A 25,308-nucleotide genomic window follows, 5' to 3' on the forward strand; every position below is an offset into this window, starting at 1 on the left:
GCCCAATAAAGCAGCTCCTGGCAGACAGGTTTCATTTGCAGGTTTTTGAGAGGAACCAAGATGAGCGGACGTATCGTACAAATCATCGGCGCGGTGATTGACGTAGAGTTTCCGCGGGACTCTGTGCCCAAGGTCTACGACGCGCTGAAGGTCTCTGACAAAGAGACTGTCCTCGAAGTCCAGCAGCAGCTGGGCGACGGCGTGGTACGCACCATTGCCATGGGCTCCACTGAGGGCTTAAAGCGTGGCTTGGACGTAGCCAACACAGGTGCCGCGATTTCCGTACCGGTAGGTAAGGAAACGCTGGGTCGTATCATGAACGTACTCGGCGAGCCGATTGATGAAGCGGGTGATATCGGTGAGCAAGAGCGTATGCCGATCCACCGTAAAGCACCCAGCTATGCCGACCAGGCAGCCTCTAACGAGCTGCTGGAAACCGGTATCAAGGTTATCGACCTGGTCTGCCCGTTTGCCAAGGGTGGTAAGGTTGGCTTGTTCGGCGGTGCGGGTGTTGGTAAAACCGTTAACATGATGGAGCTTATCCGCAACATCGCCACCGAGCACAGCGGCTACTCTGTATTCGCCGGTGTGGGTGAGCGTACGCGTGAGGGTAACGACTTCTATCACGAAATGACCGAATCCAACGTTATCGATAAGGTATCGCTGGTTTACGGCCAGATGAACGAGCCGCCCGGTAACCGTTTGCGCGTCGCGCTGACCGGTCTGACCATCGCTGAAAAATTCCGTGATGAAGGCCGCGACGTTCTACTGTTCGTCGATAACATTTACCGTTACACCCTGGCCGGTACAGAAGTATCTGCACTGCTTGGCCGTATGCCGTCTGCGGTAGGTTATCAGCCGACGCTAGCCGAAGAGATGGGCGTTCTGCAGGAACGTATCACCTCGACGAAATCGGGCTCAATCACCTCCGTACAAGCGGTATACGTACCGGCGGATGACTTGACCGATCCGTCTCCGGCAACCACCTTCTCACACTTGGACGCGACCGTTGTACTGGCCCGCTCCATTGCTGAGCTAGGTATCTACCCGGCCATTGACCCGTTGGACTCTACGTCGCGTCAGTTGGATCCGCTGGTGGTAGGTGATGAGCATTATGCGGTTGCTCGTGGCGTGCAGAACGTTCTGCAGCGTTACAAGGAACTGAAGGATATTATCGCCATTCTGGGTATGGATGAGCTGTCTGATGAAGACAAGCTGGCCGTTTCTCGGGCGCGTAAAATTCAGCGTTTCTTGTCGCAGCCGTTCTTCGTTGCTGAGGTATTCACTGGCTCACCCGGTAAGTATGTTTCTCTGAAAGATACTATCCGTGGCTTCCAGGGCATCCTCGATGGCGAGTATGACGATATGCCGGAACAGGCCTTCTACATGGTTGGCTCCATCGACGAAGCGGTCGAAAAAGCCAACCAGATGAAGAAGTAATCCCGTCCATTAGGGGGATTCGCTATGGCGAATAGCTTCATTTGCAATATCGTCAGCGCAGAAGCATCTATCTTCTCAGGCAGTGTTGAGCAGGTAGTCGCTTCCGGGATGATGGGTGACCTGGGTATTTTGCCAGGTCACGCCCCGTTACTGACAGAGCTTCAGCCGGGCCCGATTCGTGTCATTCACGACAATGGCAAGGAAGAGAACTTCTTTGTCTCGGGTGGCTTTATGGAAGTTCAGCCGGATGTCGTTACGATTCTGGCAGACGCCGCAGCACGTGCCAGCGACCTCAATGAGGCCGCTGCCGAAGAAGCGCGTCAGGAAGCGCTGAAAGCCTTTAATGAGAAGTCATCGGAGCTGGATTATACCCGTGCCTCCGCTGAACTTGCCGAAGCCGTTGCACAGCTGCGTACGATCCAGCAGCTGCGCAAAAAGGCGGGTAAAGGCTAACACTACGCGGTAAGCGTGAATAAAACGCCCCTTGAACCCGTTAGGGTTTAAGGGGCGTTTTTTTTGTCTGGTACACTTGTCATAAGCATTTAGTAGCATAATGCTTGTCAGCACTGACTCGTCTGCAGAGAAGGAGAACGCGATGTCATTGAACGATGAAATCTTGCAGGAATTAAAAACCGAGCTGCTGGACGAGCTGGTCAAAGAGGAACCGAAAAAAGAGCTATTATCCGAACGCTTGGCCGAAATTCGTTCGGCAGATATTGGTGAGGTGCTTGAAGAGCTTATCGAGGAGGACGAAGAGCTGTCCGCAGCGCTTTCAGTGCTCGATATACTTTCTACAGAACGCGCCGCTAATGTGCTTGGCTACCTGCCAGGTGAAAGCCAGCTGGAAGTCGTGGGTGAGCTAAAGGACACCCAGGTACTTAAGCTGTTGGAAGAGATGGGCTCTGACGAGCGGGTGGATCTGTTCAATCTTCTGGATGAAGATCGCCGAGAAGCGCTGCTAAGGCGCATGGCACATCAGGAGCGGGAAGATCTCAAGCGGCTGGCAGGCTACGAAGAAGGTACTGCAGGCGCCATTATGACCTCTGACTATGTAGCGATAGCCAGTGGCATGACGGTGTCTCAGGCGATGATGCGCGTACGCCAGACCGCTCCAGATGCCGAGACGGTCTATCAGCTCTATATCCTGGACAACGATGGTAGGCTGATTGGCACGATGTCCCTGCGTCAGTTGATGATTGCCAGGCCCGGCGCGTTGGTTGATGACATCATGATCAAGGATGTGATCAGCACCGCTGTGGACGAAGCGCAGGAAGAAGTGGCTCGTATCGTGGCTCGTTATGATCTTCTGGCACTGCCGGTGATTGATGCCGACAATCGTATGGTGGGTATCGTTACTCACGATGATGCGATGGACGTGGCGGAGTCGGAAGCCACCGAAGATATCCACAAGGGGATGTCGATTGGCCAGTTGGAAGATGGCGTTAGCCGTGTATCGCTGTGGAGCCTGTACCGTAAACGGGTGACGTGGCTGGTAGTACTGGTCTTTGCCAACCTGTTTTCCGGCGCGGGTATTGCTCACTTTGAAGGTATTATTGCCGCCCAAGTGGCGCTGGTATTCTTTCTGCCCTTGTTGATTGGTAGTGGCGGTAACGCAGGCGCTCAGGCGGCAACGCTGATGGTTCGCGGTATGGCAACCGGTGATGTAGGCGTTAAGGACTGGAGTAAAATGCTCGGCCGTGAGCTGTTGGTAGCTGGCTCCCTGGGGCTGACCATGGCCATCGCCGTCGCTCCCATCGGGATACTGCGTGCAGGCAACGAAGTCGCTATTATCGTCTCCCTCAGTATGGTCACTATCGTACTGTTTGGCAGCCTGTTGGGCATGTGCCTGCCGTTTGTACTGGAGCGCTTCAAGGTCGACCCGGCAGCTGCCTCTGCGCCGCTGGTCACCACCTTGATTGATGCCACCGGGGTATTGATTTACTTCTCTATTGCAACGGCAATTCTTACTAGCTTATAGCGACTAGTCATTTGTAGCGTACAGCCGGCTAACGCTGCACCCAGCCACGGCGGATAAGTGGCGCGAACAGCCAGTGATAAAGGCGCTTGGCGACGTGCTCATAAATCGGTAGCACTAGCCAGGCGCGGTTGAAACCCACCAGCACGGCCATAACGGCTGACAAAAGGGCAGCGCCTGCCATGTCCTGGGGAAAGTGGACGCCCAAAAAAATTCTTGCCCAGCCGACGGGAATGGCCAAGAGCAGAAGAAGGCCGCCGATACGTCGGGTGTAGCTGTGCAGCATCAAGCTAAAGGCCATGGTCAGAATGATCGTTAGATGATTACTGGGGAAGGCTGGGGTTGGCGCATGGGCCATCAACGTGGTGCCTGCCGGTACCGCAAAGGGCCGGGGCATCGGCCATAGCATCCCAATGATGCCACTTATCGCTAAGGCCAGCAGCGTCGCTATCAGCGCCTCCAGCAGTGGCTGCTTGAGCTGTTCACTGCCGCGCAGCCAACCGACTACCAGTAGCGCAGGTAATAGCCACATCAATTCAACGGCGCATCCATGAGCAAACATGACCAGCCAGGCAGGGGTGTCAGCGGCGGCGTTGAGCCTTTCAAACAAGGTAAGGTTAAGCGCATTCATTACGTACTGAAACCATAAGGCCCGTCAGGTGGTTGAGTATTTGGCGTTTATCGAACGGCTAGCGCATCGCGCTACTGGCCGCTCGGGTGATAAACATGACTTCCACATGACCAAGCCACTCGATATCACTGGCGAGCGCTTTGAGCTGGCTAGCCAAACATTGCGGGGGCTGATGTACCGCATCGCCGATAATCAGCGATACGGACACTTTGTCATCCAGATAGTGCAGTTGAAGCTCGTTTAACGTACGCCACACCGGATGCGCATACCAGCGTTGATCAAGCGCGGCCTCAACTTCCGGGCGTAGTGGCAGGCCAGGCATTCGGCTGGGGTCCCCTTCTCCAGCGTCGTCTTCAGGGTCAACGTGGAAAATAACGTCGGTGAGTAGTGGAAACTCATGACGTAAACGGCGGCTGACCTCATTACCTATCTCATGGGCTTCTGAAACGGTGATTTTAGGCCCGACCACGACATGCAAATCCACCATTACCCAGCCTGCCGACTGGCGAGTACGAAGGTCATGCACGCTATCCACGCCCGGTACGCTACAGGCTACGTCGTGCATTTGGCGCTGGGTGTCTTCAGGCAGTGCGGTATCGACTAATTCCCGCGCAGACTCCCACAGTAAATCCCAGCCAACCTTGCCTACCAGCAGGCCAACCACAATGGCGGCAACGGCATCCAGCCAACCCAAGCCAAACTGAGCACCAATCAGTGCGACCAGCACCACCGCAGTAGAAAGGGCATCGCTACGGGAGTGCCAGGCGTTAGCCTCCAACAGCTTGGATTTTACCCGCTTGGCGACGCGCATGGTGTAGCGAAAAATCCACTCTTTACTGATCAGCGCAATAAACGTAATCACAATCGCCACGATGCCAGGCGCGGTGACTTCTGTGCCGCTAAACAAGCGCTCCAGGCTTGACCAGGCAATACCGCCTGCCACAAAGATCAGTACGCTACCCAACAGCAGCGTGGTGAGTGTTTCGATGCGCCCGTGACCATAGTGATGGTCGTTGTCGGGCTCCTGACGCCCGTAATGAATGGCGGCCAGTACAAAACCATCGGTGATTAAGTCGGAGAGCGAGTGGATGCCATCGGCAATCAGTGCGGCAGAGCCCACCCAAAAACCGACCACCACTTTGACAATACTAAGCACACCATCCAACCAGGCACCGATATAGGTGACGCGCTTGGCTTCCTGATTATCTAGCTCGTGGTTGGGAACCACTGGCGTTTCAACGGTCTGAGTCATGGAATACCTGACAAGGGAGCGCTTTCAATAAAGCATTATTGTAGCGCACTGCAATATGATCTCTTAAGCCCTTTGTTCTAAGCAGGCTAATACGCAATACAAAACGATGGCAGCCATGGCGGACAATCCCCTAATGGAGGTGTATCCTTATGCGCCATTGTCATTCAACCACCCTTTTGATGTATAGGATGACCCATGGAGTGGCTCCAAATAGTGGTACTTGCCGCTGTGCAAGGGATAACGGAATTTTTACCTGTCTCAAGCTCGGCGCACTTGATTTTAGTACCCGTATTAACCTCTTGGGAGGACCAAGGGCTTGCTTTTGATGTCGCGCTCCACTTGGGCAGTTTAAGCGCAGTAGTGGTCTATTTCCGGCATGAAATTTGGCAAATGATAGCGAGCAGCCTGGCAGCGCTGCGTGGCCGGGGGATCAATAAAGATGCCAAGCTCGCGATCTGGGTCACGCTTGCCACGCTGCCTGTGTGTATCATCGGTTTTCTGCTTCGTGATGTTATCTCGGTGTATATGCGCTCCACGGTTATCATCGCGCTCAGCCTGATTGGCTTTGGCCTGTTACTGGGGTACGCCGACTGGAAAAAACGCGGTACCCGCAGTGAATACCAAATGCAGCTAAAAGATGTGCTGATCATTGGCGGCGCCCAAGCGTTGGCGCTCATTCCGGGCACATCACGTTCAGGGATTACCATCACCGCCGCCCTTCTGGTAGGTATGAGTCGTGAAGGGGCTGCGCGGTTCTCCTTTTTACTTTCCATCCCGGTAATCGTATTAGCCGGTGGGTTAGAAGCCGTTGAACTTTTACATCAGCCCCAGTCAGTCGATTGGCTATCCATGGCGGCCGGAACGCTATTGTCCGGTGTTATTGCGTACCTGTGTATTCACTATTTCCTCGTTATTATTAAAAAAATGGGGATGCAGCCTTTTGTTGTTTATCGCGTACTGTTCGGTGCGTGGCTCCTCTGGTTTTTTTACATGTAGAGTAAGCTCATGACCCTATTTATGCCTGAATCAACACGGTTAACAGTAAAAGCGGTATGTATTATGTCGCTGTTACTGTTGGTTGGCTGTTCGGAAAAAGATCGTCCTTTGGAGTCGCCTGTCCGTTTAGAGGGCGGCATCTTTGGCACGTTTTATCAGGTAACCATTAGTGACCCGCTAACCCAGGAGCAAGCCAGCCATCTGGAAGCCGGTTTTTTGGAAGAGCTTGAACGTGTCGATGTGTCCATGTCGACGTATAAAGATGACTCTGAACTAAGCCTGTTTAACCAGGCGCCGCTGAATGAGTGGCAGCCACTTTCCAACGAGCTAATTGAAGTACTGGCGATAAGCCGCTCGGTGTCTGAACAAAGTAACGGCGCGTTTGATACGACCGTTGGTGGTCTGGTCAATTTATGGAGTTTTGGTCCTGAGGCTCGCCCGCAAGAAGCCCCTTCGGAGCACCAGTTGGCCGAGCGCTTGGCCGAAGTGGGCTTTGATGCTGTAGCGATCGATACTCAGGCCATGCAGGCGCGCCGTGAGCGTGACGTTTATGTGGATCTTTCCGGTGTCGCCAAGGGACATGCAACCGACCGCGTGGCAGCGTACCTAAACCAGCAAGGGATTCAGGGTTATTTAATCAACCTGGGGGGAGATATGCTGGCGCACGGCTATCGTGATGATCAAGAGACGCCTTGGCGCGTAGGCATTGAAACGCCGCAAAGCAGCGCGCCACAAGCACAGCATATTGTGCCTCTTCACGATATGTCGGTAGCGACCTCTGGGGATTATCGCAATTACTTTGAGGCTGATGGGCAGCGCTTTTCACATACCATTGATCCACGTACCGGGCAGCCTGTCTCGCATAATCTTGCATCGGTATCGGTTTTCCATCCATCCAACGCCTGGGCCGATGCCTGGGCCACCGCGTTATTGGTAGAAGACAGCGATACCGGTATGGAAGTGGCCGTTGCGCAGAATCTGAGTGTATTAATGCTGATCCGCGATGGCGACCAGTGGCAGAGTATTGCAAGCCCTGCTTTTGTTGATGAGTTTGGCGAAGAACTCATCAATGAAAGCGGTATTGGTCAGTGGGCGTCTCCTAACGTGCGTCACGCAGAAGAAGGGTAATGAGAATGCAAAAAGCGCTAGATGTAGTAATTCTCGCAGCGGGTAAAGGCACGCGGATGCGCTCACACATGCCGAAGGTGCTTCACTCCTTGGCGGGCAAACCCATGGTGTCGCACGTGTTGGAAACCGCGGCGAGCCTAAGCCCTGCGCGCACGCAGGTCGTCATTGGTCACGGCGCTGAGCAGCTGCGTCACGCATTGGCGGATGAAAACATCACGTTTGCCGTGCAAGAAGAGCAGAAAGGCACGGGGCACGCCGCTGCTCAAGCACTGAATGAACTGGGTGACGGCATTGTTTTGATACTGTATGGCGACGTACCGCTCATTCAAAGTGAAACGTTGACAGCGCTGTTGGCCCATGTGAACGAACAACAGATGGGGCTGCTGACGGTTACGCTGGACGATCCAACGGGGTACGGCCGTATTGTGCGCAATGCGGCGGGCGATGCGGTGGCGATTGTAGAGCAAAAAGATGCCAACGACGCCGAGCGTGCCATCACCGAATGCAACACCGGCATCATGGCGATGACCAGTGCCCAACTGGCGCGTTGGTTGCCTAAGCTTTCCGCTGACAATGCTCAGGGTGAATACTACCTGACCGATGTGATCGAAATGGCGGCTAAAGAGGGGATTAAAGTTTGCACCGAGCAGCCAGCTCACGCCGTTGAAGTAGAAGGGGTTAATAATCGTGCCCAAATGGCGCGGTTAGAACGCGTTTACCAAGCGCGCCAAGCGGACCTGCTAATGGAACAGGGCGTGGCACTGGCTGATCCTGCAAGGATCGACGTGCGCGGAAGCCTCACCTGTGGTCACGACGTGTTTATTGACGTGGGCTGCATTTTTGAAGGTGACGTGACGCTGGGTGATGGCGTTAGTGTAGGGCCTTACTGCGTGATCAAAAACAGTGCCATCGGTGCTGAAAGTAGCATTGATAGCCACACTGTTATTGATCAAACGAAGATGGCTGGCCATAACCAGGTGGGGCCTTATGCGCGCCTGCGCCCCGGTACGCGCTTGGCGGTTAATGCCAAGGTGGGCAATTTTGTAGAAACCAAAAACGCCGAGGTAGGCGAGGGTAGCAAAATTAACCACTTAAGCTATGTTGGCGATGCCCGCTTGGGGCGTGACGTTAATATTGGGGCGGGCACGATTACGTGCAACTATGACGGCGCTAACAAGCATCACACTGAGATCGGCGATCATGCCTTTATTGGCTCTAACAGCGCACTGGTAGCCCCGGTTAGTGTGGGGGCAGGCGCAACCATAGGCGCTGGATCCACCATAGCAAAAGATGTCCGTGAGCATGCCTTAGCGGTGACGCGAGGCAAGCAGCTGGAAAAGGCCGATTGGGTGCGTCCTACTAAAGCTGGCAAGTAAACGCGTGGTACATCGCTACTTTAATTTATCCTGGGAGAACGGTTTATGTGTGGCATCGTCGCTGCTGTAGCGCAACGTAACGTGCAAGACATACTGTTGGAAGGGCTTAAGCGCTTGGAGTATCGCGGTTACGATTCAGCGGGCATGACGGTGTTGAACGATCATAACCAGCTTACTCGTCATCGCGCAGTTGGTAAGGTCGCAGCCCTTGAGAACGAGCTGAATAGTGCACCGCTGCCGGGAGCGTCAGGGATTGCTCACACGCGCTGGGCAACTCACGGAAAGCCTTCAAAAGCCAATGCCCACCCGCACCATAGCGGTGACTGCGTCAGCGTGGTGCATAACGGCATTATTGAAAACTACGAATATATAAAAGAGACGCTGCAGGCAAGTGGCTATACGTTTAGCTCGGAAACCGACACCGAAGTCATTACGCATTTGCTAGCGGACAAGTTGCAGAGTGGTCTCTGCTTGTTTGAGGCAACCCAGCAAATTGTGAATGGTCTGGGCGGGGCGTATGCGCTGGGCGTTATGAGTGTCAAGGAGCCGGGCGTCGTAGTAGGTGCACGCCAAGGAAGCCCGCTGGTGGTAGGTGTGGGTATGGGGGAAGCATTTTTAGCCTCAGACCCGCTTGCCTTGCTACAAGTAACGGATCGCTTTATTTATCTGGAAGAAGGCGATGTGGTCGAGTTAAGCGAAAAGGGTACTATCCGGATTGTCGATAAAGACGGCAGCTCGGTAACACGGTCGGTACACGTTTTTGAGCATGGCGATGGTGTTGCTAGCAAAGGCAACTATCGCCACTACATGCTTAAAGAAATCTTCGAGCAGCCCACCGTGATTGAGGCGGCCCTGGAAGGGCGTTTGAGCGCGGACAGTGTGTTGGTCGAGAGCTTTGGTCCTGATGCTCAAGCGCTTTTCCAGAAAACCCGCCAGGTCCATATCATTGCCTGTGGCACCAGTTATCACGCGGCGATGGTGGCCCGCTACTGGCTTGAACGTTACGCGGGCGTGCCGGTACAGGTTGAGGTGGCCTCCGAGTATCGTTACCGCCACCCGGTCGTACCTGCAGATACGTTATTCGTAACGCTCTCCCAGTCGGGTGAAACCGCTGACACGCTGGCGGCACTGCGTTTTGCCAAGACCTTGAACTATGTAGGCTCGCTGGCTATTTGCAACGTGCCGGGAAGCTCCCTGGTGCGTGAATCAGACATGACCCTGATGACCCGTGCAGGCCCGGAAATTGGCGTTGCCTCCACAAAAGCGTTTACCACTCAGTTGGTGGCACTATTGCTTCTAACGCTGGCGATAAGCAAAGCGAAGGGGCAGGAAGAGCATGCAGGTATTGTGAAGGCGCTGCATTCGCTTGCTGATATTTGCCAACAAGTACTGGCCCTGGACAGCCAGATTGAGCAGCTCTCCCAGGCATTTGCTGAAAAGCACCATGCGCTGTTCTTGGGCCGTGGTGCGCACTACCCGATTGCACTGGAAGGCGCGCTTAAGCTTAAGGAAATCTCCTATATTCACGCAGAAGCGTACCCAGCCGGTGAGCTTAAGCACGGCCCGCTGGCGCTGGTAGATAGCGAGATGCCGGTGATATCCGTCGCACCCAATGACGACCTGTTGGAAAAGCTAAAATCCAACCTGCAGGAAGTCCGTGCCAGGGGCGGCCAGCTATTTGTATTTGCCGATGAGAACGTGGGTATCAAGCCGCATGACAATATCCGAGTCATTGAGCTGCCGCATATTCACGAAGCCTTGGCGCCGCTTTTATATACGCTTCCTCTCCAGCTTTTGAGCTACCACGTCGCAGTGCTTAAAGGCACCGATGTCGATCAGCCGCGTAACCTGGCGAAAAGCGTGACTGTGGAGTAGACCACTGCCGTCTGGTATCAAGCGGTTCGTTGAATGCTCTTACGGCAATACCCTAAAGGTTGGATGAAGTGTCCAACCTTTAGGGGTGAGAATGGTTCGCTGGTTAGCATGACGTTCAGTGTGATCCGCCTATTACTCTACGTTTTCGTTCGCTTCTAACGTGTACCGAGCCTCGCAAGTGGCGAGAGTACCGCGTGCCACACTTTTTCTTCCAAATGCGGCAGCTGACTTTTCTCCAGCTCGGTTAGACCGTACTCATCCGGGTTTTTCAAAACGTCATGGAATTTGACGATACGGCAGTCGTAGCGAGTACCACCCAGCTTCTCATTGACAATATAAATGGGTAGGGCCTGAAGGTTAGCCAATTCTATAGCATCGTAGACCTTCACAATGTCGAATTTAACAATATAGGCAAGCTTTGAATTGCGGCTTTCCGGGTGATAGCTGACGAAGTCACCGAACGCGTAAACCACCAGTGCATCCTGCTTGCCTGGGCGGGGGATAGCTTCCGCCGGTTGGCTGACATGGGCATGGTTGCCAAGAATCGTGTCAACACCGCAGTCAATCACCTTGTGGGCGGCTTCTCTGATATTCACATGCGGGTACATCTCAAATTCCCACCCCCAGTGGCAGTAGGCGATGATCCACTCTGCACCTCTGGCTTTTGCTGCCGCCACCTGCTTCTTAATCAGTGAGTAATCAGGGGCTGGATCAGCATCGTTGAAGCGCACCTCGTTGGCAAGGTACGGCTTGTCAGCGGGAATCTTGTAGCCATTAAGGTCGAAGGTAAACGCCAGCAAAGCAACCTTAATGCCGTTTTTATCGACGACGACGACATCATCCTGTTCAGCCTGGCTTGCGGCAGTGCCAGAATAGTAGGCGCCTGATTTTTTGAGCACATCGAGGGTGGCAAGTACACCCTGTTCGCCCCAGTCCATGGCATGGTTGGTCGCCGTGCTGAAATAGTTGATTTTTGCTTCGTTGCGAAACTTCTGGAACATTGCCTCAGAGGTATTCATACGCGCCGGTTGTCCCGATGCTTGGGTGCGCCCCACGAGACTGTTCTTGTCAACGGTGGATTCCAGGTTAGCGCTGACAATATCGGTGGTGCTGTAGAAATCGGTGATTTCATCAAACAGGTGAGGTGTGTTGTCTGGTGTTAGAACATCGACGGCAAGCAGATCCCCCGCGCATGAAATAGAAGTTGTCGAAACAGGATAATTATTAGGGTGATCGACAATCCGGAAATCCAGTACCCGTGACGCCAAGAAGTCTTCTAGTCCTGCCCCTTTTTCAGCCACTTCAAGTTGATTGAACCAGTAGCGGTAAAGCCATTTGAGCTTTTGGAAGGAGTTTTCTGAAATATCATAAACGCTGGTTTCAGGCTGTGGGTAGTGGAGATCGTCGTAGAAAATATAGCTTACTAGGAGGAGTGCTTGTCGGATTAAGTCTCGCCTATTTGTTTTAATTGTGTCGATAATATCTTTAGGTGGCAGTCCTTTAGGCATTACGCTTTCAATATCATTAAGCGTAATGCCTCTACTTAAAAGGTTAGGATCAGCCAATAGTGGCTGAAGTATCGCCAGGATCTGTGTTGGCCTCTTTGCTACCATCCAGCCGCAAAGCGCCCGAAAGAGCTCCTCTTCCTTGGGAGTGATGGTTTCGGGCATGTCTAAGTCACCACGTGCTACGCTCTGCAGCGTTGCGATCACTTCATCTTCATTCCCCTCAAGGTAATCCTTAAGCTTTTGCAAGATGTCATGGATATTGTCTAAATATGCATCCATCAGCGGGCTCCTTTTTTGTTTGATGGTCTTTTACAGGAGGGTATTTGCTCTTTGAGTACATGGGGGACTTATCCAGCGTACTATCGCGTTAGTGAGAGCGTGTTTATTAACGATACTAACGATTGATACAACTAGAAATAAAAATACGGTGGCGTTACACACACTGGCATCCTGTCTTAAGTAATACCAGCATTGTTATAGCGGCTGAACGACGATCTGATTTTTTAACAGCCATTATTCCTGTGATCTGCTGTCCTGAAAAAAGAAGCGTATGGCCCATTGAATGAGCAAATGTAATAAGTTGTTCGGACACTATAAAACAGCGTTACAAGGTGCGACAATTAGGCGCACCTTGTGAGTCGGCGCTGCGTTGCAGCAGTTTATTAGCGTGCTTATCATGGTGCCACGCTCTCCCCCCACATCTGTCAGGATCACGCTGTCATGAAACCACAAAACGTCCTTGCACCTCGGCTCTCAGCTCGCCGGGTCGCTTGGTTGTTGATTGCTCTCTGTGCTGTTGTCTTTCCTTCCCTCTCTTATGCCGCTGCTGGCCCACTGAATTTAACGCTCTCTCTTGCCGGTATTACGTGTGTGGGTATCTTTGTACTTGCCTATGCTCTGGTAATGTCTGAAGAGCTTCTCCACATGCGTAAATCCAAGCCAGTTCTGGTAGCGGCGGGGCTTATTTGGGCCATTGTGGCATGGGTGTATGTGCAGGCCGGTATGCCTGAAGAGGCAGAAATCGCTTTTCGGGAAACGTTGCTCGAATACACCGAACTATTGCTGTTTTTGCTGGTGGCGATGACCTATATCAACGCCATGGAAGAGCGGCGTATATTTGACGCATTGCGTGCCTGGTTGGTGCGTAAAGGGTTTAGCTACCGCAGCCTTTTTTGGATTACCGGTTTTCTCGCATTTGGTATTTCTGCGATAGCCAATAACATGACCACGGCTATGCTGATGTGCGCGGTAATCCTGAAAGTGGCTGAAGGTGATAACAAGTTTATTAGCCTATGCTGCGTCAACGTGGTGGTGGCTTCCAATGCTGGCGGCGCATTTAGCCCCTTTGGGGATATCACTACGCTGATGGTTTGGCAGGCAGGACAAGTGCCGTTTAGCGGCTTCTTTGTACTGTTATTACCCGCTATCGTTAACTTTATGGTGCCTGCGGTCATCATGAACTTCTTTATTGTTAACCGCCAACCGGCAGCGCTTACTGAAAACGTCTGGCTCAAGCGGGGCGCACGCCGGATCATTGCGCTGTTTTTGCTGACCGTTGCCATCTCCGTACTCTGCCACTCGGTTCTGCACCTGCCGCCTGCAATGGGCATGATGTTTGGTTTAGGACTACTGCAGTTCTTTGGATACTACCTGCGGCGCAGCCTGCCGCGCTCGTTAGAGCGTAAACGGGTACGTTATTCACGCCGCGGCGACTGGAAGAAGCTGGAGCAATTAGGCAGCGTGGTGCCGTTTGATATCTTTAGCCGTATCGCACGTTCTGAGTGGGATACGCTGCTGTTCTTCTACGGCGTCGTACTGTGTGTGGGCGGGCTTGGCTTTATGGGGTATTTAAGCCTGCTGTCTGAAACGCTCTATGGCAGTTGGAATCCCATCTGGGCTAACGTTGTGTTAGGGCTGATTTCAGCCGTGGTGGATAACATTCCAGTCATGTTTGCCGTGCTTTCCATGGCGCCCGATATGTCTGAAGGCAACTGGCTGCTGATTACGCTTACCGCTGGTGTTGGGGGAAGCCTGCTCGCCATGGGGTCAGCGGCTGGCGTTGCCTTGATGGGCCAGGCACGGGGTATTTATACCTTTATGGTTCACTTGCGCTGGGTGCCGGCTATTTTTCTGGGTTATGCCGCGAGTGTAGCGACACACTTATTTATCAACGCCTCCATGTTCTAGTGGTTAGGTGTTAATCTTTAGGGATTAACACGTTATTGATAGAACACTAAAAAACGCCTCTTACCGTTTTTGGTAAGGGGCGTTTTAGATGATAAATACGTTTAACAACAGCTAACGGATACTTTTAAACTTACAGGTCGTGACCGGTAATCACTTGGCAAATATCGGCAAAGCTGCTCGCGACGGGAACCACTGTACTGACTTGCTTACCCACAGTGTTTTGAATATCGGTGGCTGATATTAAGCCACGAATGGTCAGTGCGTTATGGTCGTCGTACTGAGTGATCAACAGGTGCTGTTCAGTCACGTCTTCCATGACCAGGACAAGGTCTTCAATCGTCAGCGCCGAGAGCTGTTCCAGCGTCATCGCACTGAGTTTATCCCAAGAGGTCATGATCATATCCGCGGTTATTTCGTCGCGGTCAAGATTGCGCTGCTGCATGGCCAGGTTAATACGGCGTGTGCCGATCAACTCTTTGGCGGTAAGAATACCGATGCAGTGCTCATTTTTGTCGGTTACAAACAGAAGCCGCACACCGCTATAACGCATTTTGAGATGTGCCTCATCAACAGGCGTGTCGGCGGCGACTGAATGAGGTTTCAGCGTTTGAAAGTCGGTAAGTACATCCAGCGCTGAACTTTCAGTCGTTAACCGCTTGGCACTCGGCGACTTAAGGCGGGGAGCGGCGCTGAATTTAATTAACGTTTTAGGTGCAAAAGCCACTTGATTCATCAGGGAACCTCCATTTTTATTTGGCCAACGGCTTACTGCCAATCAGCCTGGTACCCTCAGAGTCACAGTTAATTCTTATCGGAACCTTAAGGCTTGAAAACTAGCCTTGGCCGCTGTGGCGATTAAGCGTGACCTGTACGCGCAAACCGCCCCCTGGCGCATCATCAAATACCAGGCTGCCCGCATGCTGCGCCACTATCCGTTCCACAATGGATAATCCCAATCCTGACCCGGCGCCGGGGCCTGCGCGGTGAAAGCGCTCTGTAACGGCCTTGCGAGCTGATAAAGGAATCCCCGGGCCCTGGTCATCCACTACTAAAATAATGGCGCTCAATTCCGCCTTAAGCTGCACGTGGATAGTTCCTTGAGGGGGAGAGTGCTGAATGGCGTTGCCCACCAGGTTTTGTACGAGTGCTCCCAAGGTGCCAGGGACTTCGTTTAACGCCCTCTGGCCTTGTTCATCGGCCTCTAGCTGCAGCGTTTGCTGCTGTTGCTGGGCGAGGGGAAGTAGCTTGGCCAGCGCGTCACGTACCTCAAACAGCGCATCAACAGGGCGTAATGGCAGGCTTGTTTCATCCGGGTCAAGCCTTGCCAGCGTTAACAGCTGGCTGACCAAATGTGTCGAACGGGCAACGCCTTGGCGCAAATAATGAAGCGACTCCTCACGGTCCTGTGGGCTTTCTGCGGCCAAGGCGTTTTGGGCATGAAGGTCGAGTACGGCAAGCGGCGTACGCAGTTCATGGGCGGCATCGGCGATAAAACGTTTTTCGCGCTCGCGTAAACGCTGGATGCGCATCAACAGGCGATTGAGTGCACCGGAAATAGTCGCCAGCTCGTACGGCAGAGGCGCAAGCTTAAGGGGTTGAAGATTATGTGGGTCTCGGTTGCGGATTTGCTCTGCCATTCTCGACAGCGGTGAAAGCCCCCAACCGATGCTCCACCACAATAAAGACGTTAAGACGATTAGCCCCATAAATTCGGGCAGCAGCGTACGCAGCGCTACCCGCCTGACCAAACGTAAGCGGATATCGTCACGCTCACCCACAATGACCCTGCGCCCCTCGGCAAGCGAAAGCGTGTAGGTTTGCCACGTTTGCCCCTGGTACTGTTGCCGGGTGTAGCCACTTTGCGATACGGCAAGCGGCGCTAATGGTGCATCGGTTGAGCGCAGCAGTAGTTCATCGCCTTCCCACAGTTGAAAGACGAGCGCTTCAGGATTGCGCTGCTTGGTTTGCAGCGTATTTTCTACGCTTTGCAGAAGTGCCTGCTGATACGCGGGCGGAATAGGCGCCTGCATGAGCTCACCCAAAAGATGCGCGTGACGGGCAAGGCTTGCATCGTGCAACTGCTGAATTTCGTGCGTGGCGTAACGGTAGCTAACCACGCTAATGACCATAATACTGAGTAGAAACAGCAGCAGTGTGAGCCCTAAGGTTCGCCGGCGGATAGAGTTCACTGTTCGCCTCCCGGCGGCGCTTTATCCATCACATAGCCAATGCCACGTACGGTGCGAATCACCTCAGGGAACAGCTTGCGCCGTAAATGATGAATATGAACTTCAATGGCGTTGCTCTCGACATCCTCATCCCAGCCATAAATCAGGCTGGTCAGTGTATCGCGGGTAAAGACCCGGCCCGGGTGGCCCATAAATTCCTGTAACAGGGTAAATTCGCGCCGTGAAAGGGTAATGACGTTATCTTGATAGCTGACGCTTAGGGTAAGCGGTTCCAGGCGGATGCCGCGACACTCCAGGTAATTATCCAATTGCCCCTGACTACGCCTTAGCAGTGCCCGTAAACGGGCCTTGAGCTCTTCTACTTCAAAGGGCTTGACCAGGTAATCATCGGCCCCAGCATCCAGCCCTGCTATGCGGTCATTGATACCGTCGCGGGCGGTGAGTACCAATATCGGAATTTGGCTGCCTTGGCGGCGTACCGCCTTGATAATGTGGAGGCCATCCAAACCCGGCAAGCCCAAATCGAGAATGACAGCATCAAACGGCTCAGCCTCTTTTAGTGCCATAAGGGCGCTATTGCCATTATCCAGGTGATCAACCGTATAGTGTTCCGGCTTGAGCGCCAGGCGAATGCCCGAAGACAAGCTGGCGTCGTCCTCAACCAGCAGTATGCGCATGGTGTTAGTCACTCCTGTAGCAACGGCCCGGTAAGAAGTAACAAAAGGTAGCATCGTTAGGGGGAGTCAGTCAGGATTAACATCAACGAAAGCAACACAGTGGCGCCCTGATTACTAATGAAGCCGACGGTCGATAGTGCATTTGTGAGTATTTGCCCTTCAACGCAGCGTAGGGAAGCCCTGCTTCACTTGGCGGCGGTGCATGAGCCGTCCTTGCAATCGACGCTGCACACCGCCTTAACATCAGCCTCGCAGGCAGCCTGGGACGGGCTATGGGTCTATCAGCAGCACGGCCGTATTAGCGGTGCGCTGTGGGTGCAGCCGCTCGCTCACGCCACCGCACAGCTATGGCTTCCTTGCCAGGATGATCCAGCAAGCCAAGCCTTACTAAGCGCTGCTCATGATTGGGTAACCGCGCAGGAAATAACGCTTTGCCACGTGGTCTTGCCGCCCAGCCACTATGCGTGGGAGGCAACGCTGCTTGCGCATAATATGGTGCGCTTGGCTGAGCTACACTATTTGTCCATTACGCTGGCGGGCACGGAGGCGGTACCTTCAACGGATTCACCAATTCGGCTAGCGCCTTTTAGTGAGCTAAGCGCCGCCGCGCAAACCGCCCTGATCGGTTCCATTAGCCAAGGCTCGCTGGACTGCCCAGCACTGCGAGAATCACTTTCCAGCGAAGCGCTGCTAGCCGGTTTTTATGACCAGGCACCTACGGCGCCGAACCACTGGTACAGCGTTAACCTGGGCGATGAGCAGGTGGGCGTGTTGCTGTTAGCGCCGCGGTCGGCTCACTGCTGGGAGCTTTTATTAATGGGCGTCACGGCGCAATGGCGCAGTAAGGGCATCGGTCGAAACGTGCTAACCGAGGCTTTTAACCTGGCAATTAACCAAGGGGCAAACGAGATGATATTGACCGTCGATGCTCGCAATACGCCCGCTTGGCGCCTTTATCAACAGGCGGGGTTCATCGGTTATGCCGAGCAGCGCCTGCTTGCCTGGAAAAATGCCTAGCTTACCGCTTCAAGCCCATGATGAAGCACGAGAATTTCTCTGTTCGAAAGGTAACATTAAGCCTGCTTTTTTAATTTTTCTTCTATACTGTGAGCGTGGTATTGAGGAATGCTTCTTTTATTCATGGAGGAAACGTTATGAAAATTTTGCTGTGGATTATCATCTTTATTTTTGCCGTGGGGCTTCTTACTCTTACGGGCGTCTTTAAGCTGATCTTCTAACCGTAGGTAGGCCTTTAAATCACCGTTTAGACCCTTTTGTTATTACGTCACCCGATAGGTGACTCTCACCTATCGCCCTCTGGCTATCTGTGAAAAAAAAGATATTATCTCCTAGTATATTTTCCTGGAACACGGTTATCGATACAGGATTAAACGCCGCTATTATGGCGATAAACGCCAAGGGGGCAGGGTGAATTTCAAATGTATGCTGGGCGGGATAGTTGCGTTAGGAGTGCTATCGAGCGCCGCACTTGCTGATGCAGAGGCCGAGGATGCAGCGCTTGCCGAGCGCCTTGCGCCAGTTGGCAAGCTCTGCCTGCAAGGACAAACATGCCAACGTGCGGTGGCCCAGCCTGAACCTGATGCTTCCTTGCCAGAGGAGCCTGAACCGGAAGATATCGCCGCCCAATACGATGGTGAAGCGCTGTATGCCAGGGCAGGCTGTGGCGCCTGCCATGCGGCAGGCATTGCGGGCGCTCCGGCAACGGGCGATAACGCCGCCTGGACTGCACGGCTTGCTCAAGGCACTGACACGCTTTACGTCAACGCCATTAAGGGGATTGGTGCGATGCCGCCCAAGGGCGGTCGGTTTAATTTCAGCGATGATGAGATCAGGGCAGCGGTCGACTACATGATCGAAGAGGTCGAATAGCCTGTCCACAAGCGGTTCCGGTGTTCCACCTGTGGATAGTTTGGTCTGGTCGTTACCCCAACAGAGAGCGCAGCCCGGCAATTGCATCCTTGCCGCGCGCCTGCTTCTTGTCCGGGTCCTCTTTATCCGCTCGACCTTCCCACTCCAGGTCTTCCCCGGGCAGTTCATCCAGAAAACGGCTGGGCTGGCAATCCATCAGCTCACCGTAGGCTTTGCGCTGGCGGGCAAGCGTGAGCGTGAGCGTGCGCCGCGCCCGGGTAATACCCACGTAGGCCAGGCGGCGCTCCTCTTCCACCGTGCCCATTTCAATAGCATTGCGGTGGGGCAGCAGGTCCTCTTCAAGGCCCAGCAGGTAGACATGCGGGAACTCAAGCCCTTTTGAAGCGTGCATGGTGAGCAGCTGTACGCGGTCCGAGTCATCCTCTTCGGCCTGCTGTTCCAGGATATCGCGCAGCACCAGCCGGGAAATTGCCGCCTCCACGCTATCGGTTTCAGTCGTCTCTGAGGCGGTATCCTCTTCCGGGTCACGGTTTAGCGACTTTTCCAACTGGTCGATCAATATCCACACGTTGGCCATACGCCGTTCAGCAATAGTGGGCGCACTGGCGTTCTGATAAAGCCACGCTTCGTAATCCATATCACGCAACATGTCGCGGATAGCGGCAATTGCATCGCCCTGATCCATGCGTTTGCGCACACCGTCGATAAAGTGGGTGAACCGGCTTAACCGCTCGACAGCGCGGGTGGGTAGCGTCTGTTCCAGGCCCATTTCATGACACGCTGCAAACAGGGAAATCGTCCGTTCGGTGGCATAGTTAGCCAGTTTCTCAAGCGTGCCTGGCCCAATCTCACGGCGCGGTACGTTTACTATCCGCAAAAAAGCGTTATCGTCGGCAGGATTGATGAGTAGGCGCAGATAGGCCATGGCGTCCTTGATCTCATTACGCGAGAAAAACGACGTGCCGCCGGACAGCTTGTAGGGAATTTGGTAATGCTGAAGCTTGAGCTCTAAAAGCCGTGCCTGAAAGTTGCCGCGATAAAGGACGGCAAAGTCGCGCCATTCAGCCTTTTCCTTGATACGCCGAGTCAGCATTTCGCTAGCCACCCGCTCAGACTCCGCTTCTTCATGGCGATTCACAATCACCCGAATCGGTGCACCGTCGCCCATATCCGACCACAAGGTTTTATCGTAGACGTGCGGGTTATTGGCAATCAGCGTGTTGGCCGCGCGTAGAATTGTCCCGGTTGAGCGGTAGTTCTGCTCCAGCTTGATCACCTTCAGGCGCGGGAAGTCCTCGCCCAGCGTGATCAGGTTCTCGGGGCGCGCACCACGCCAGGCGTAGATTGACTGATCGTCGTCGCCCACCACGGTAAAGGTCGAGCGCTCGGCCATTAAAAGCTTCACCAGCAAATACTGGGACACGTTGGTGTCCTGGTACTCATCCACCAACATGTAGTGAATCTTGCGCCGCCAACGCGCCAGTGCCTCGGCATCGTTTTTCAAGAGCACGACGGGCAACAGAATCAGGTCATCAAAATCCACCGCGTTGTAGGCTTTGAGATGACGGTTATAGGCTTCATAGACTCGAGCAGCAAAGTGTTCATCGTCATCGGCGGCAAAGGAAAGCGCGTCGCTGGGCAGCACCAGGTCGTTTTTCCAGGTGGATATTTTGCTCTGCACGGCATTGATCTGCTCGGCGTCGACCTGGGCGTCCTTGTTCATCAGGTCACGCAGCAGCGCCTTGGCATCTTCCGGGTCGAACAGCGAAAACCCCGGCTTGTACCCCAGCGTCTTCAGCTCGCCACGAATAATATTAAGCCCCAGGGTGTGAAAGGTGGAGACGGTAAGGCCATGACCCTCCTTGCCTTTCAACATTTGCCCTACGCGCTCTTTCATCTCGCGGGCGGCTTTGTTGGTGAACGTGACCGCCGCAATCCGGCGCGCACTCATTCCACATTCCTGAACCAGATACGCAATCTTGGTGGTGATAACGCTGGTTTTGCCGGAACCCGCGCCCGCTAATACCAGGCAGGGGCCATCAATGTAACGCACGGCTTCCTGCTGGCGCGGGTTAAGGCCTTTAATGCGGCTAAGAATGGATTGCGGGGGCGAGGGCGTCATTAGGCACGTTATCCTTGGCGGTTTTTCATCTACAATCAGGCGTTTCTACGCGCACAATATGGATAGGCAGGTGGTGATGTTTGAAGTAGCGCTGTTTGAGCCGCGTATGGCACCCAACACGGGTAATATCATGCGCCTGGTAGCCAACAATGGCTGTCGTTTACATTTAATCGAGCCGCTGGGCTTTGATCTTGAAGAAAAAAAGCTGCGCCGTGCTGGGCTTGATTACCGCGACTTGGCGAATGTGACGCGTCATGCTGATTTTGCTGCGTTCCAAAAAGCTCTGCCTGAGCGGCGAATTTGGGCAATTACCACCAAGGGTACACGGCCCCACAGCGAGGCAGATTTTGCGGCTGGCGATGTACTGCTGTTTGGTTCTGAAACGGCTGGTCTCTCTGCCGAGGTGCATCAGGCGCTGCCAGACGCCCAAAAGCTACGCATTCCCATGCAGCCCAATAATCGCAGCCTAAACCTTTCCAACGCGGTGGCTATTGTGAGCTATGAAGCGTGGCGCCAGCAAGGTTTTGCTGGCGCACTTGCTACTTAGCTAGGCGGCAATACCATAGCGGTCACGATAAGCACGCACGGCTTCTGCATAGGCGAGCATTTCGCTACCAGCATGCTCTTCAAGGTAAGTAAGTACTTGCTCAAGCGTAACGATGCTCACCACCGGCATGCCATACTCGGCCTGGACTTCCTGGATGGCGCTCTGCTCGCCCTGGCCGCGCTCCTGGCGATCCAGGGCAATGATTACGCCGCCTGCCCGGGAACCGCTTTGCTCAATCAGGCTCATGACTTCGCGGATGGCCGTACCGGCGGTAATCACATCATCAATGATCAGGATATCGCCCGCCAGTGGCGCACCCACAATGTTGCCGCCTTCGCCGTGGGTTTTGGCTTCCTTACGATTAAACGCGTAGGGCATGTCCTGGTCGTGATGATCCGCCAGTGCCGCAGCGGTCACTGCCGCCAGCGGAATGCCTTTGTACGCTGGGCCAAACAGCACATCGGCTTTCAAGTCGCTGTCGACAATGGCCTGGGCATAAAAACGGCCTAACTTGGCCAGCGCGCGGCCGGTCTGGAATAGCCCAGCGTTAAAGAAGTAAGGGCTTACTCGCCCAGATTTAAGCGTAAACTCACCAAACTTGAGAACGCCCTGCTCAATGGCAAAGGCGATGAATTCGCGCTGATAGGGTTGTAGAGTGGTAGCCACGGCGTTCCTCATTAGGCGGTGGGTGCATGTCAGCCTGAAGGCAACAATAAAACGCAGGTAAATAGCAAGAAATGGTTGGTCTCTTTACCCAAACGTCTAAACGTCGGGTATCATACAGCAGCGACGCAAAAGGGACGATTTATGAAAATTGCCAGCATCAATGTTAATGGTATACGTGATGCCGTCGACCGTGGCTTCCTGGACTGGCTGGCTCAGCAGGACGCCGATGTGGTCTGCGTGCAGAACATCAAGGCAAAAAGTTTTGAATTAGGTGACCATATTCTTTATCCGGAAGGCTATGAAGGCTATTTCCTGGATGCAGAAGAAGATGGGTTCGCCGGTGTTGGGCTTTACTGCCGCAAAATCCCCAAGGCGATCATGTATGGCTTGGGTTTTCCGCAGTGCGATCACGAAGGGCGCTTTCTGCAGGCGGATTATGACCGCTTCAGCATTGCTACCTTTTTGATGCCCGATGGCAGCGACCAGAAAGCCAAACAGGCGTTTATGGAGCAGTACCAGGAGTACCTGACGAAGATGTCGCGCAAACGTCGCGAATACATCATCTGTGGTACCTGGAACGTGGCCCATAAAACGGTCGATTTGGCCAATTGGTCGGATAACCAGCTCACCTCTGGTTTCCGCCCTGAGGAGCGCGCCTGGATGGATCAGGTGCTTGGCCCAACAGGGTTTATCGACACCTTCCGCGAAATCAATCGCGATGCTGGCGAATACACCTGGTGGCCGAAGCTTGACCAGGAAGTGCCACGCAGCCGTCAGGAAGGGTGGCGGATCGACTATCAGTTAGTCGGCCCCAACTTCCGTCGTCACGTGGTCGACGCATGGATCGATAAAGAGGCAACTTTCTCCGAGTACGCCCCGCTAATTGTCGAGTACGATCTCGCCCTTTAAGCATCTTTCCCGCGTCGTCGTTAACCAATGAGCCGGCCATGGACCATGGTCGGCTCATTGCGTTGGCGATTAAACGGCCTAACCACGAACACCCAGCGCCTCACGCTGATGCTCAATTAGCTCAGAGCCCGCCTTTTCGGCCAGGTCCAGCATGGCGTTTAGCTCCGTGCGGTTAAACGCGCCTGCCTCGGCCGTGCCCTGTACTTCAATCAGCTCGCCGCTTTCGGTCATCACCACGTTCAAATCGGTATCGGCCTTGCTGTCCTCGGGGTAGTCAAGGTCCAGCACCGGCGTGCCTTTATAGATACCCACTGAGATCGCGCTGACCAACTGTTTGAAAGGATCGCTTTTAATCTTCTTCTCACGCTGCAGATAACGAATGGCATCCACCAGCGCGACACAGCCACCCGTAATTGACGCCGTACGCGTGCCGCCGTCTGCCTGAATGACATCGCAGTCCACGGTGATCGTGAATTCGCCTATCTTTTTCAGGTCGACCGCTGCCCGCAGGCTCCGGCCAATCAAGCGCTGAATTTCCAGCGTGCGGCCACCCTGTTTGCCACGTGTCGCCTCACGCCCACTGCGTGAGTGGGTCGCACGGGGCAGCATGCCATATTCCGCGGTGATCCAGCCCTGGTTTTTGCCGCGCAGCCAGCGCGGTACGCCCATTTCTACGCTGGCATTACACAGCACTTTGGTATCGCCAAACTCAACCAGTACAGAGCCTTCCGCATGACGGGTATAGTCGCGGGTCAGGCGGATCTCACGCAACTGGTTGGCCTCGCGACCACTGGGGCGAACAACTTCAGGACGCATAGCACCTCACAAAAAGCACTTCACAATAAGCGCGTAACTAGGAAAAGCCTCCTATTGTACACGTCTTCACGTTTAAGCCTGCCCTTATCGGGTAGACTGAGGAAAACGCGTTCTCAAAGGATAATCACCATGGCCACTTTACGTCGCGTACACAGCATGACCGCCTTTGCCCGTATTGAGGAGGCTGCTTCCTGGGGCACGCTGCACGTCGAAATTCGCTCGGTGAACCAGCGTTACCTGGAACCGCATTTTCGCCTACACGAAAGCCTGCGCGATCTCGAACCGCTACTCCGAGAAGCCCTGCGAACCCGCCTGGCACGAGGCAAAGTAGAGTGCAGCATACGCTTTGAAAGCTCAGAAGCCGTACAGGCCCCTACGGTAAATACCGCACGCTTGGCCGCGATTTCTGATGCGCTTACGACGATCCAGCAGCACGTGCCCAGCGCCGTACCGCCCACCACGCTTGAGCTTTTAAACCAGCCTGGCGTGATGGAAACCCAACACCTGGATCAGTTCGCCATCAAAGCCGCTGCCAAAACGTTATTTGAGCAAGCGCTGGAGGAACTCATCGATGCCCGAGCCCGTGAAGGCGACAAACTCGCCGAAATGATCAGCACACGCCTTACCGCGGTAAGCGAACAGGTCGCTACGGTCAAAAGCCTGTTACCCCAGCTATTAGAGCGCCAACGTGCTCAACTGCTGGAGCGTCTGGAGATAGCCAAAACGGAACTCGACCCCCAGCGCCTGGAAGCTGAGCTGGTACTGGTGGCCCAAAAAACCGATGTAGACGAAGAGCTCGACCGCCTCACGGCCCATGTCGAAGAAGTCAGCCGCCAGCTCACTCAAACAGGCCCTAAAGGCCGCCGCCTGGATTTTTTGATGCAGGAGTTAAATCGCGAAGCCAACACGCTTTCATCCAAATCCATCGTGGCCGAAAGCACTCGCTGCGCGGTAGAACTTAAAGTGCTGATTGAGCAGATGCGGGAGCAGATTCAGAATATTGAGTAATGTCGACGTAACAATATGACCAAGCTCTAAGTTTTAGTCATTAGTAATAAGCGTGTTTACCATCTACGGTTGCAATAATTGTTAAGCCACCAGGAAAATAGTTTTCCGTACTATTT

At 53.9% G+C, this 25,308-nt stretch carries 22 protein-coding genes and 1 pseudogene; 13 read left to right on the forward strand and 10 right to left on the reverse strand.

What is annotated here, in order from left to right; genetic code table 11:
• The first annotated feature begins 60 nt into the window (after nucleotides 1-60).
• From atpD to mgtE, 3 genes are all read left to right on the forward strand, one after another.
• Nucleotides 61-1,440: a F0F1 ATP synthase subunit beta gene (atpD, locus tag ACT3TJ_RS09715; protein ID WP_193056914.1), complete on the forward strand. Its 1,380-nt coding sequence runs from the start codon at nucleotides 61-63 to the stop codon at nucleotides 1,438-1,440.
• Nucleotides 1,441-1,464: 24 nt separating this feature from the next.
• Nucleotides 1,465-1,893 (forward strand): F0F1 ATP synthase subunit epsilon, encoded by a 429-nt coding sequence (locus ACT3TJ_RS09720; RefSeq protein ID WP_193056915.1) that lies wholly within the window; start codon nucleotides 1,465-1,467, stop codon nucleotides 1,891-1,893.
• 142 nt (nucleotides 1,894-2,035) lie between these two features.
• Nucleotides 2,036-3,418, forward strand: coding sequence for a magnesium transporter (gene mgtE, locus ACT3TJ_RS09725; RefSeq protein ID WP_193056916.1), 1,383 nt, complete (start codon nucleotides 2,036-2,038; stop codon nucleotides 3,416-3,418).
• A 28-nt stretch (nucleotides 3,419-3,446) separates the two neighbouring features.
• Here the strand turns inward: mgtE and ACT3TJ_RS09730 are convergent, their stop codons facing one another.
• Both ACT3TJ_RS09730 and ACT3TJ_RS09735 read right to left on the reverse strand, forming a co-directional pair.
• Entirely contained in the window at nucleotides 3,447-4,046 is a 600-nt protein-coding gene (locus tag ACT3TJ_RS09730; protein WP_193056917.1) for an undecaprenyl-diphosphatase, read from the reverse strand.
• A 58-nt stretch (nucleotides 4,047-4,104) separates the two neighbouring features.
• The gene (locus ACT3TJ_RS09735; protein ID WP_172118714.1) at nucleotides 4,105-5,298 is read right to left on the reverse strand and encodes a cation diffusion facilitator family transporter; all 1,194 of its coding nucleotides are present in this window, start codon (nucleotides 5,296-5,298) and stop codon (nucleotides 4,105-4,107) included.
• Nucleotides 5,299-5,493: 195 nt separating this feature from the next.
• Here ACT3TJ_RS09735 and ACT3TJ_RS09740 point away from each other — a divergent pair, with 195 nt between their 5' ends.
• Genes ACT3TJ_RS09740 through glmS form a run of 4 tightly spaced genes read left to right on the forward strand, consistent with a single transcriptional unit; the run spans nucleotide 5,494 to nucleotide 10,673 of the window.
• Nucleotides 5,494-6,294 (forward strand): undecaprenyl-diphosphate phosphatase, encoded by an 801-nt coding sequence (locus ACT3TJ_RS09740; RefSeq protein WP_193056918.1) that lies wholly within the window; start codon nucleotides 5,494-5,496, stop codon nucleotides 6,292-6,294.
• A gap of 9 nt (nucleotides 6,295-6,303) precedes the next feature.
• Entirely contained in the window at nucleotides 6,304-7,422 is a 1,119-nt protein-coding gene (locus ACT3TJ_RS09745; RefSeq protein ID WP_444665679.1) for an FAD:protein FMN transferase, read from the forward strand.
• 5 nt (nucleotides 7,423-7,427) lie between these two features.
• The gene (glmU, locus tag ACT3TJ_RS09750) at nucleotides 7,428-8,798 is read left to right on the forward strand and encodes a bifunctional UDP-N-acetylglucosamine diphosphorylase/glucosamine-1-phosphate N-acetyltransferase GlmU (protein WP_444665681.1); all 1,371 of its coding nucleotides are present in this window, start codon (nucleotides 7,428-7,430) and stop codon (nucleotides 8,796-8,798) included.
• A 45-nt stretch (nucleotides 8,799-8,843) separates the two neighbouring features.
• Nucleotides 8,844-10,673: a glutamine--fructose-6-phosphate transaminase (isomerizing) gene (gene glmS, locus ACT3TJ_RS09755; RefSeq protein ID WP_444665683.1), complete on the forward strand. Its 1,830-nt coding sequence runs from the start codon at nucleotides 8,844-8,846 to the stop codon at nucleotides 10,671-10,673.
• A gap of 155 nt (nucleotides 10,674-10,828) precedes the next feature.
• On the opposite strand, the gene ACT3TJ_RS09760 is transcribed toward glmS, so the two are convergent.
• A complete protein-coding gene (locus tag ACT3TJ_RS09760; protein ID WP_193056921.1) occupies nucleotides 10,829-12,460 on the reverse strand; it encodes a CapA family protein in 1,632 nt (543 codons plus the stop codon).
• 441 nt (nucleotides 12,461-12,901) lie between these two features.
• On the opposite strand from ACT3TJ_RS09760, the gene nhaD reads away from it, so the two are divergent.
• Nucleotides 12,902-14,368: a sodium:proton antiporter NhaD gene (gene nhaD / locus ACT3TJ_RS09765; RefSeq protein ID WP_172118710.1), complete on the forward strand. Its 1,467-nt coding sequence runs from the start codon at nucleotides 12,902-12,904 to the stop codon at nucleotides 14,366-14,368.
• Nucleotides 14,369-14,498: 130 nt separating this feature from the next.
• Here nhaD and ACT3TJ_RS09770 read toward each other — a convergent pair whose 3' ends face one another.
• From ACT3TJ_RS09770 to ACT3TJ_RS09785, 4 genes and pseudogenes are all read right to left on the reverse strand, one after another.
• On the reverse strand, nucleotides 14,499-15,101 hold the full coding sequence (locus ACT3TJ_RS09770; RefSeq protein ID WP_087110219.1) for a CBS domain-containing protein: 603 nt from the start codon (nucleotides 15,099-15,101) through the stop codon (nucleotides 14,499-14,501).
• A 100-nt stretch (nucleotides 15,102-15,201) separates the two neighbouring features.
• Nucleotides 15,202-15,717: a sensor histidine kinase gene (locus ACT3TJ_RS09775; RefSeq protein WP_444665711.1), complete on the reverse strand. Its 516-nt coding sequence runs from the start codon at nucleotides 15,715-15,717 to the stop codon at nucleotides 15,202-15,204.
• Nucleotides 15,718-15,741: 24 nt separating this feature from the next.
• Nucleotides 15,742-16,497 (reverse strand): annotated as a pseudogene (locus ACT3TJ_RS09780) (sensor histidine kinase N-terminal domain-containing protein); the annotation flags it as partial.
• Between the two features lie 56 nt (nucleotides 16,498-16,553).
• Nucleotides 16,554-17,234, reverse strand: a complete 681-nt coding sequence (locus ACT3TJ_RS09785; protein ID WP_444627715.1) for a response regulator — start codon at nucleotides 17,232-17,234, stop codon at nucleotides 16,554-16,556.
• A 117-nt stretch (nucleotides 17,235-17,351) separates the two neighbouring features.
• On the opposite strand from ACT3TJ_RS09785, the gene ACT3TJ_RS09790 reads away from it, so the two are divergent.
• Entirely contained in the window at nucleotides 17,352-18,251 is a 900-nt protein-coding gene (locus ACT3TJ_RS09790) for a GNAT family N-acetyltransferase (RefSeq protein WP_444665685.1), read from the forward strand.
• Nucleotides 18,252-18,662: 411 nt separating this feature from the next.
• Nucleotides 18,663-19,124, forward strand: a complete 462-nt coding sequence (locus ACT3TJ_RS09795) for a c-type cytochrome (protein WP_444665687.1) — start codon at nucleotides 18,663-18,665, stop codon at nucleotides 19,122-19,124.
• Between the two features lie 52 nt (nucleotides 19,125-19,176).
• Here ACT3TJ_RS09795 and rep read toward each other — a convergent pair whose 3' ends face one another.
• The gene (gene rep, locus ACT3TJ_RS09800; protein ID WP_444639590.1) at nucleotides 19,177-21,246 is read right to left on the reverse strand and encodes a DNA helicase Rep; all 2,070 of its coding nucleotides are present in this window, start codon (nucleotides 21,244-21,246) and stop codon (nucleotides 19,177-19,179) included.
• A gap of 76 nt (nucleotides 21,247-21,322) precedes the next feature.
• On the opposite strand from rep, the gene ACT3TJ_RS09805 reads away from it, so the two are divergent.
• Nucleotides 21,323-21,793: a tRNA (cytidine(34)-2'-O)-methyltransferase gene (locus ACT3TJ_RS09805; protein ID WP_172118758.1), complete on the forward strand. Its 471-nt coding sequence runs from the start codon at nucleotides 21,323-21,325 to the stop codon at nucleotides 21,791-21,793.
• Here ACT3TJ_RS09805 and pyrE read toward each other — a convergent pair whose 3' ends face one another.
• A complete protein-coding gene (gene pyrE / locus ACT3TJ_RS09810; RefSeq protein ID WP_172118706.1) occupies nucleotides 21,794-22,459 on the reverse strand; it encodes an orotate phosphoribosyltransferase in 666 nt (221 codons plus the stop codon).
• A gap of 141 nt (nucleotides 22,460-22,600) precedes the next feature.
• On the opposite strand from pyrE, the gene ACT3TJ_RS09815 reads away from it, so the two are divergent.
• A complete protein-coding gene (locus tag ACT3TJ_RS09815) occupies nucleotides 22,601-23,368 on the forward strand; it encodes an exodeoxyribonuclease III (protein WP_087110235.1) in 768 nt (255 codons plus the stop codon).
• A 78-nt stretch (nucleotides 23,369-23,446) separates the two neighbouring features.
• On the opposite strand, the gene rph is transcribed toward ACT3TJ_RS09815, so the two are convergent.
• The gene (rph, locus tag ACT3TJ_RS09820; protein ID WP_444665689.1) at nucleotides 23,447-24,184 is read right to left on the reverse strand and encodes a ribonuclease PH; all 738 of its coding nucleotides are present in this window, start codon (nucleotides 24,182-24,184) and stop codon (nucleotides 23,447-23,449) included.
• A 129-nt stretch (nucleotides 24,185-24,313) separates the two neighbouring features.
• Here rph and ACT3TJ_RS09825 point away from each other — a divergent pair, with 129 nt between their 5' ends.
• Nucleotides 24,314-25,192: a YicC/YloC family endoribonuclease gene (locus ACT3TJ_RS09825; protein ID WP_444665691.1), complete on the forward strand. Its 879-nt coding sequence runs from the start codon at nucleotides 24,314-24,316 to the stop codon at nucleotides 25,190-25,192.
• Nucleotides 25,193-25,308: the final 116 nt, after the last annotated feature.

It is taken from the genome of Halomonas sp. AOP30-A1-24 (genome assembly GCF_052378165.1).
Taxonomy (GTDB): Bacteria; Pseudomonadota; Gammaproteobacteria; order Pseudomonadales; family Halomonadaceae; genus Vreelandella; species Vreelandella citrativorans.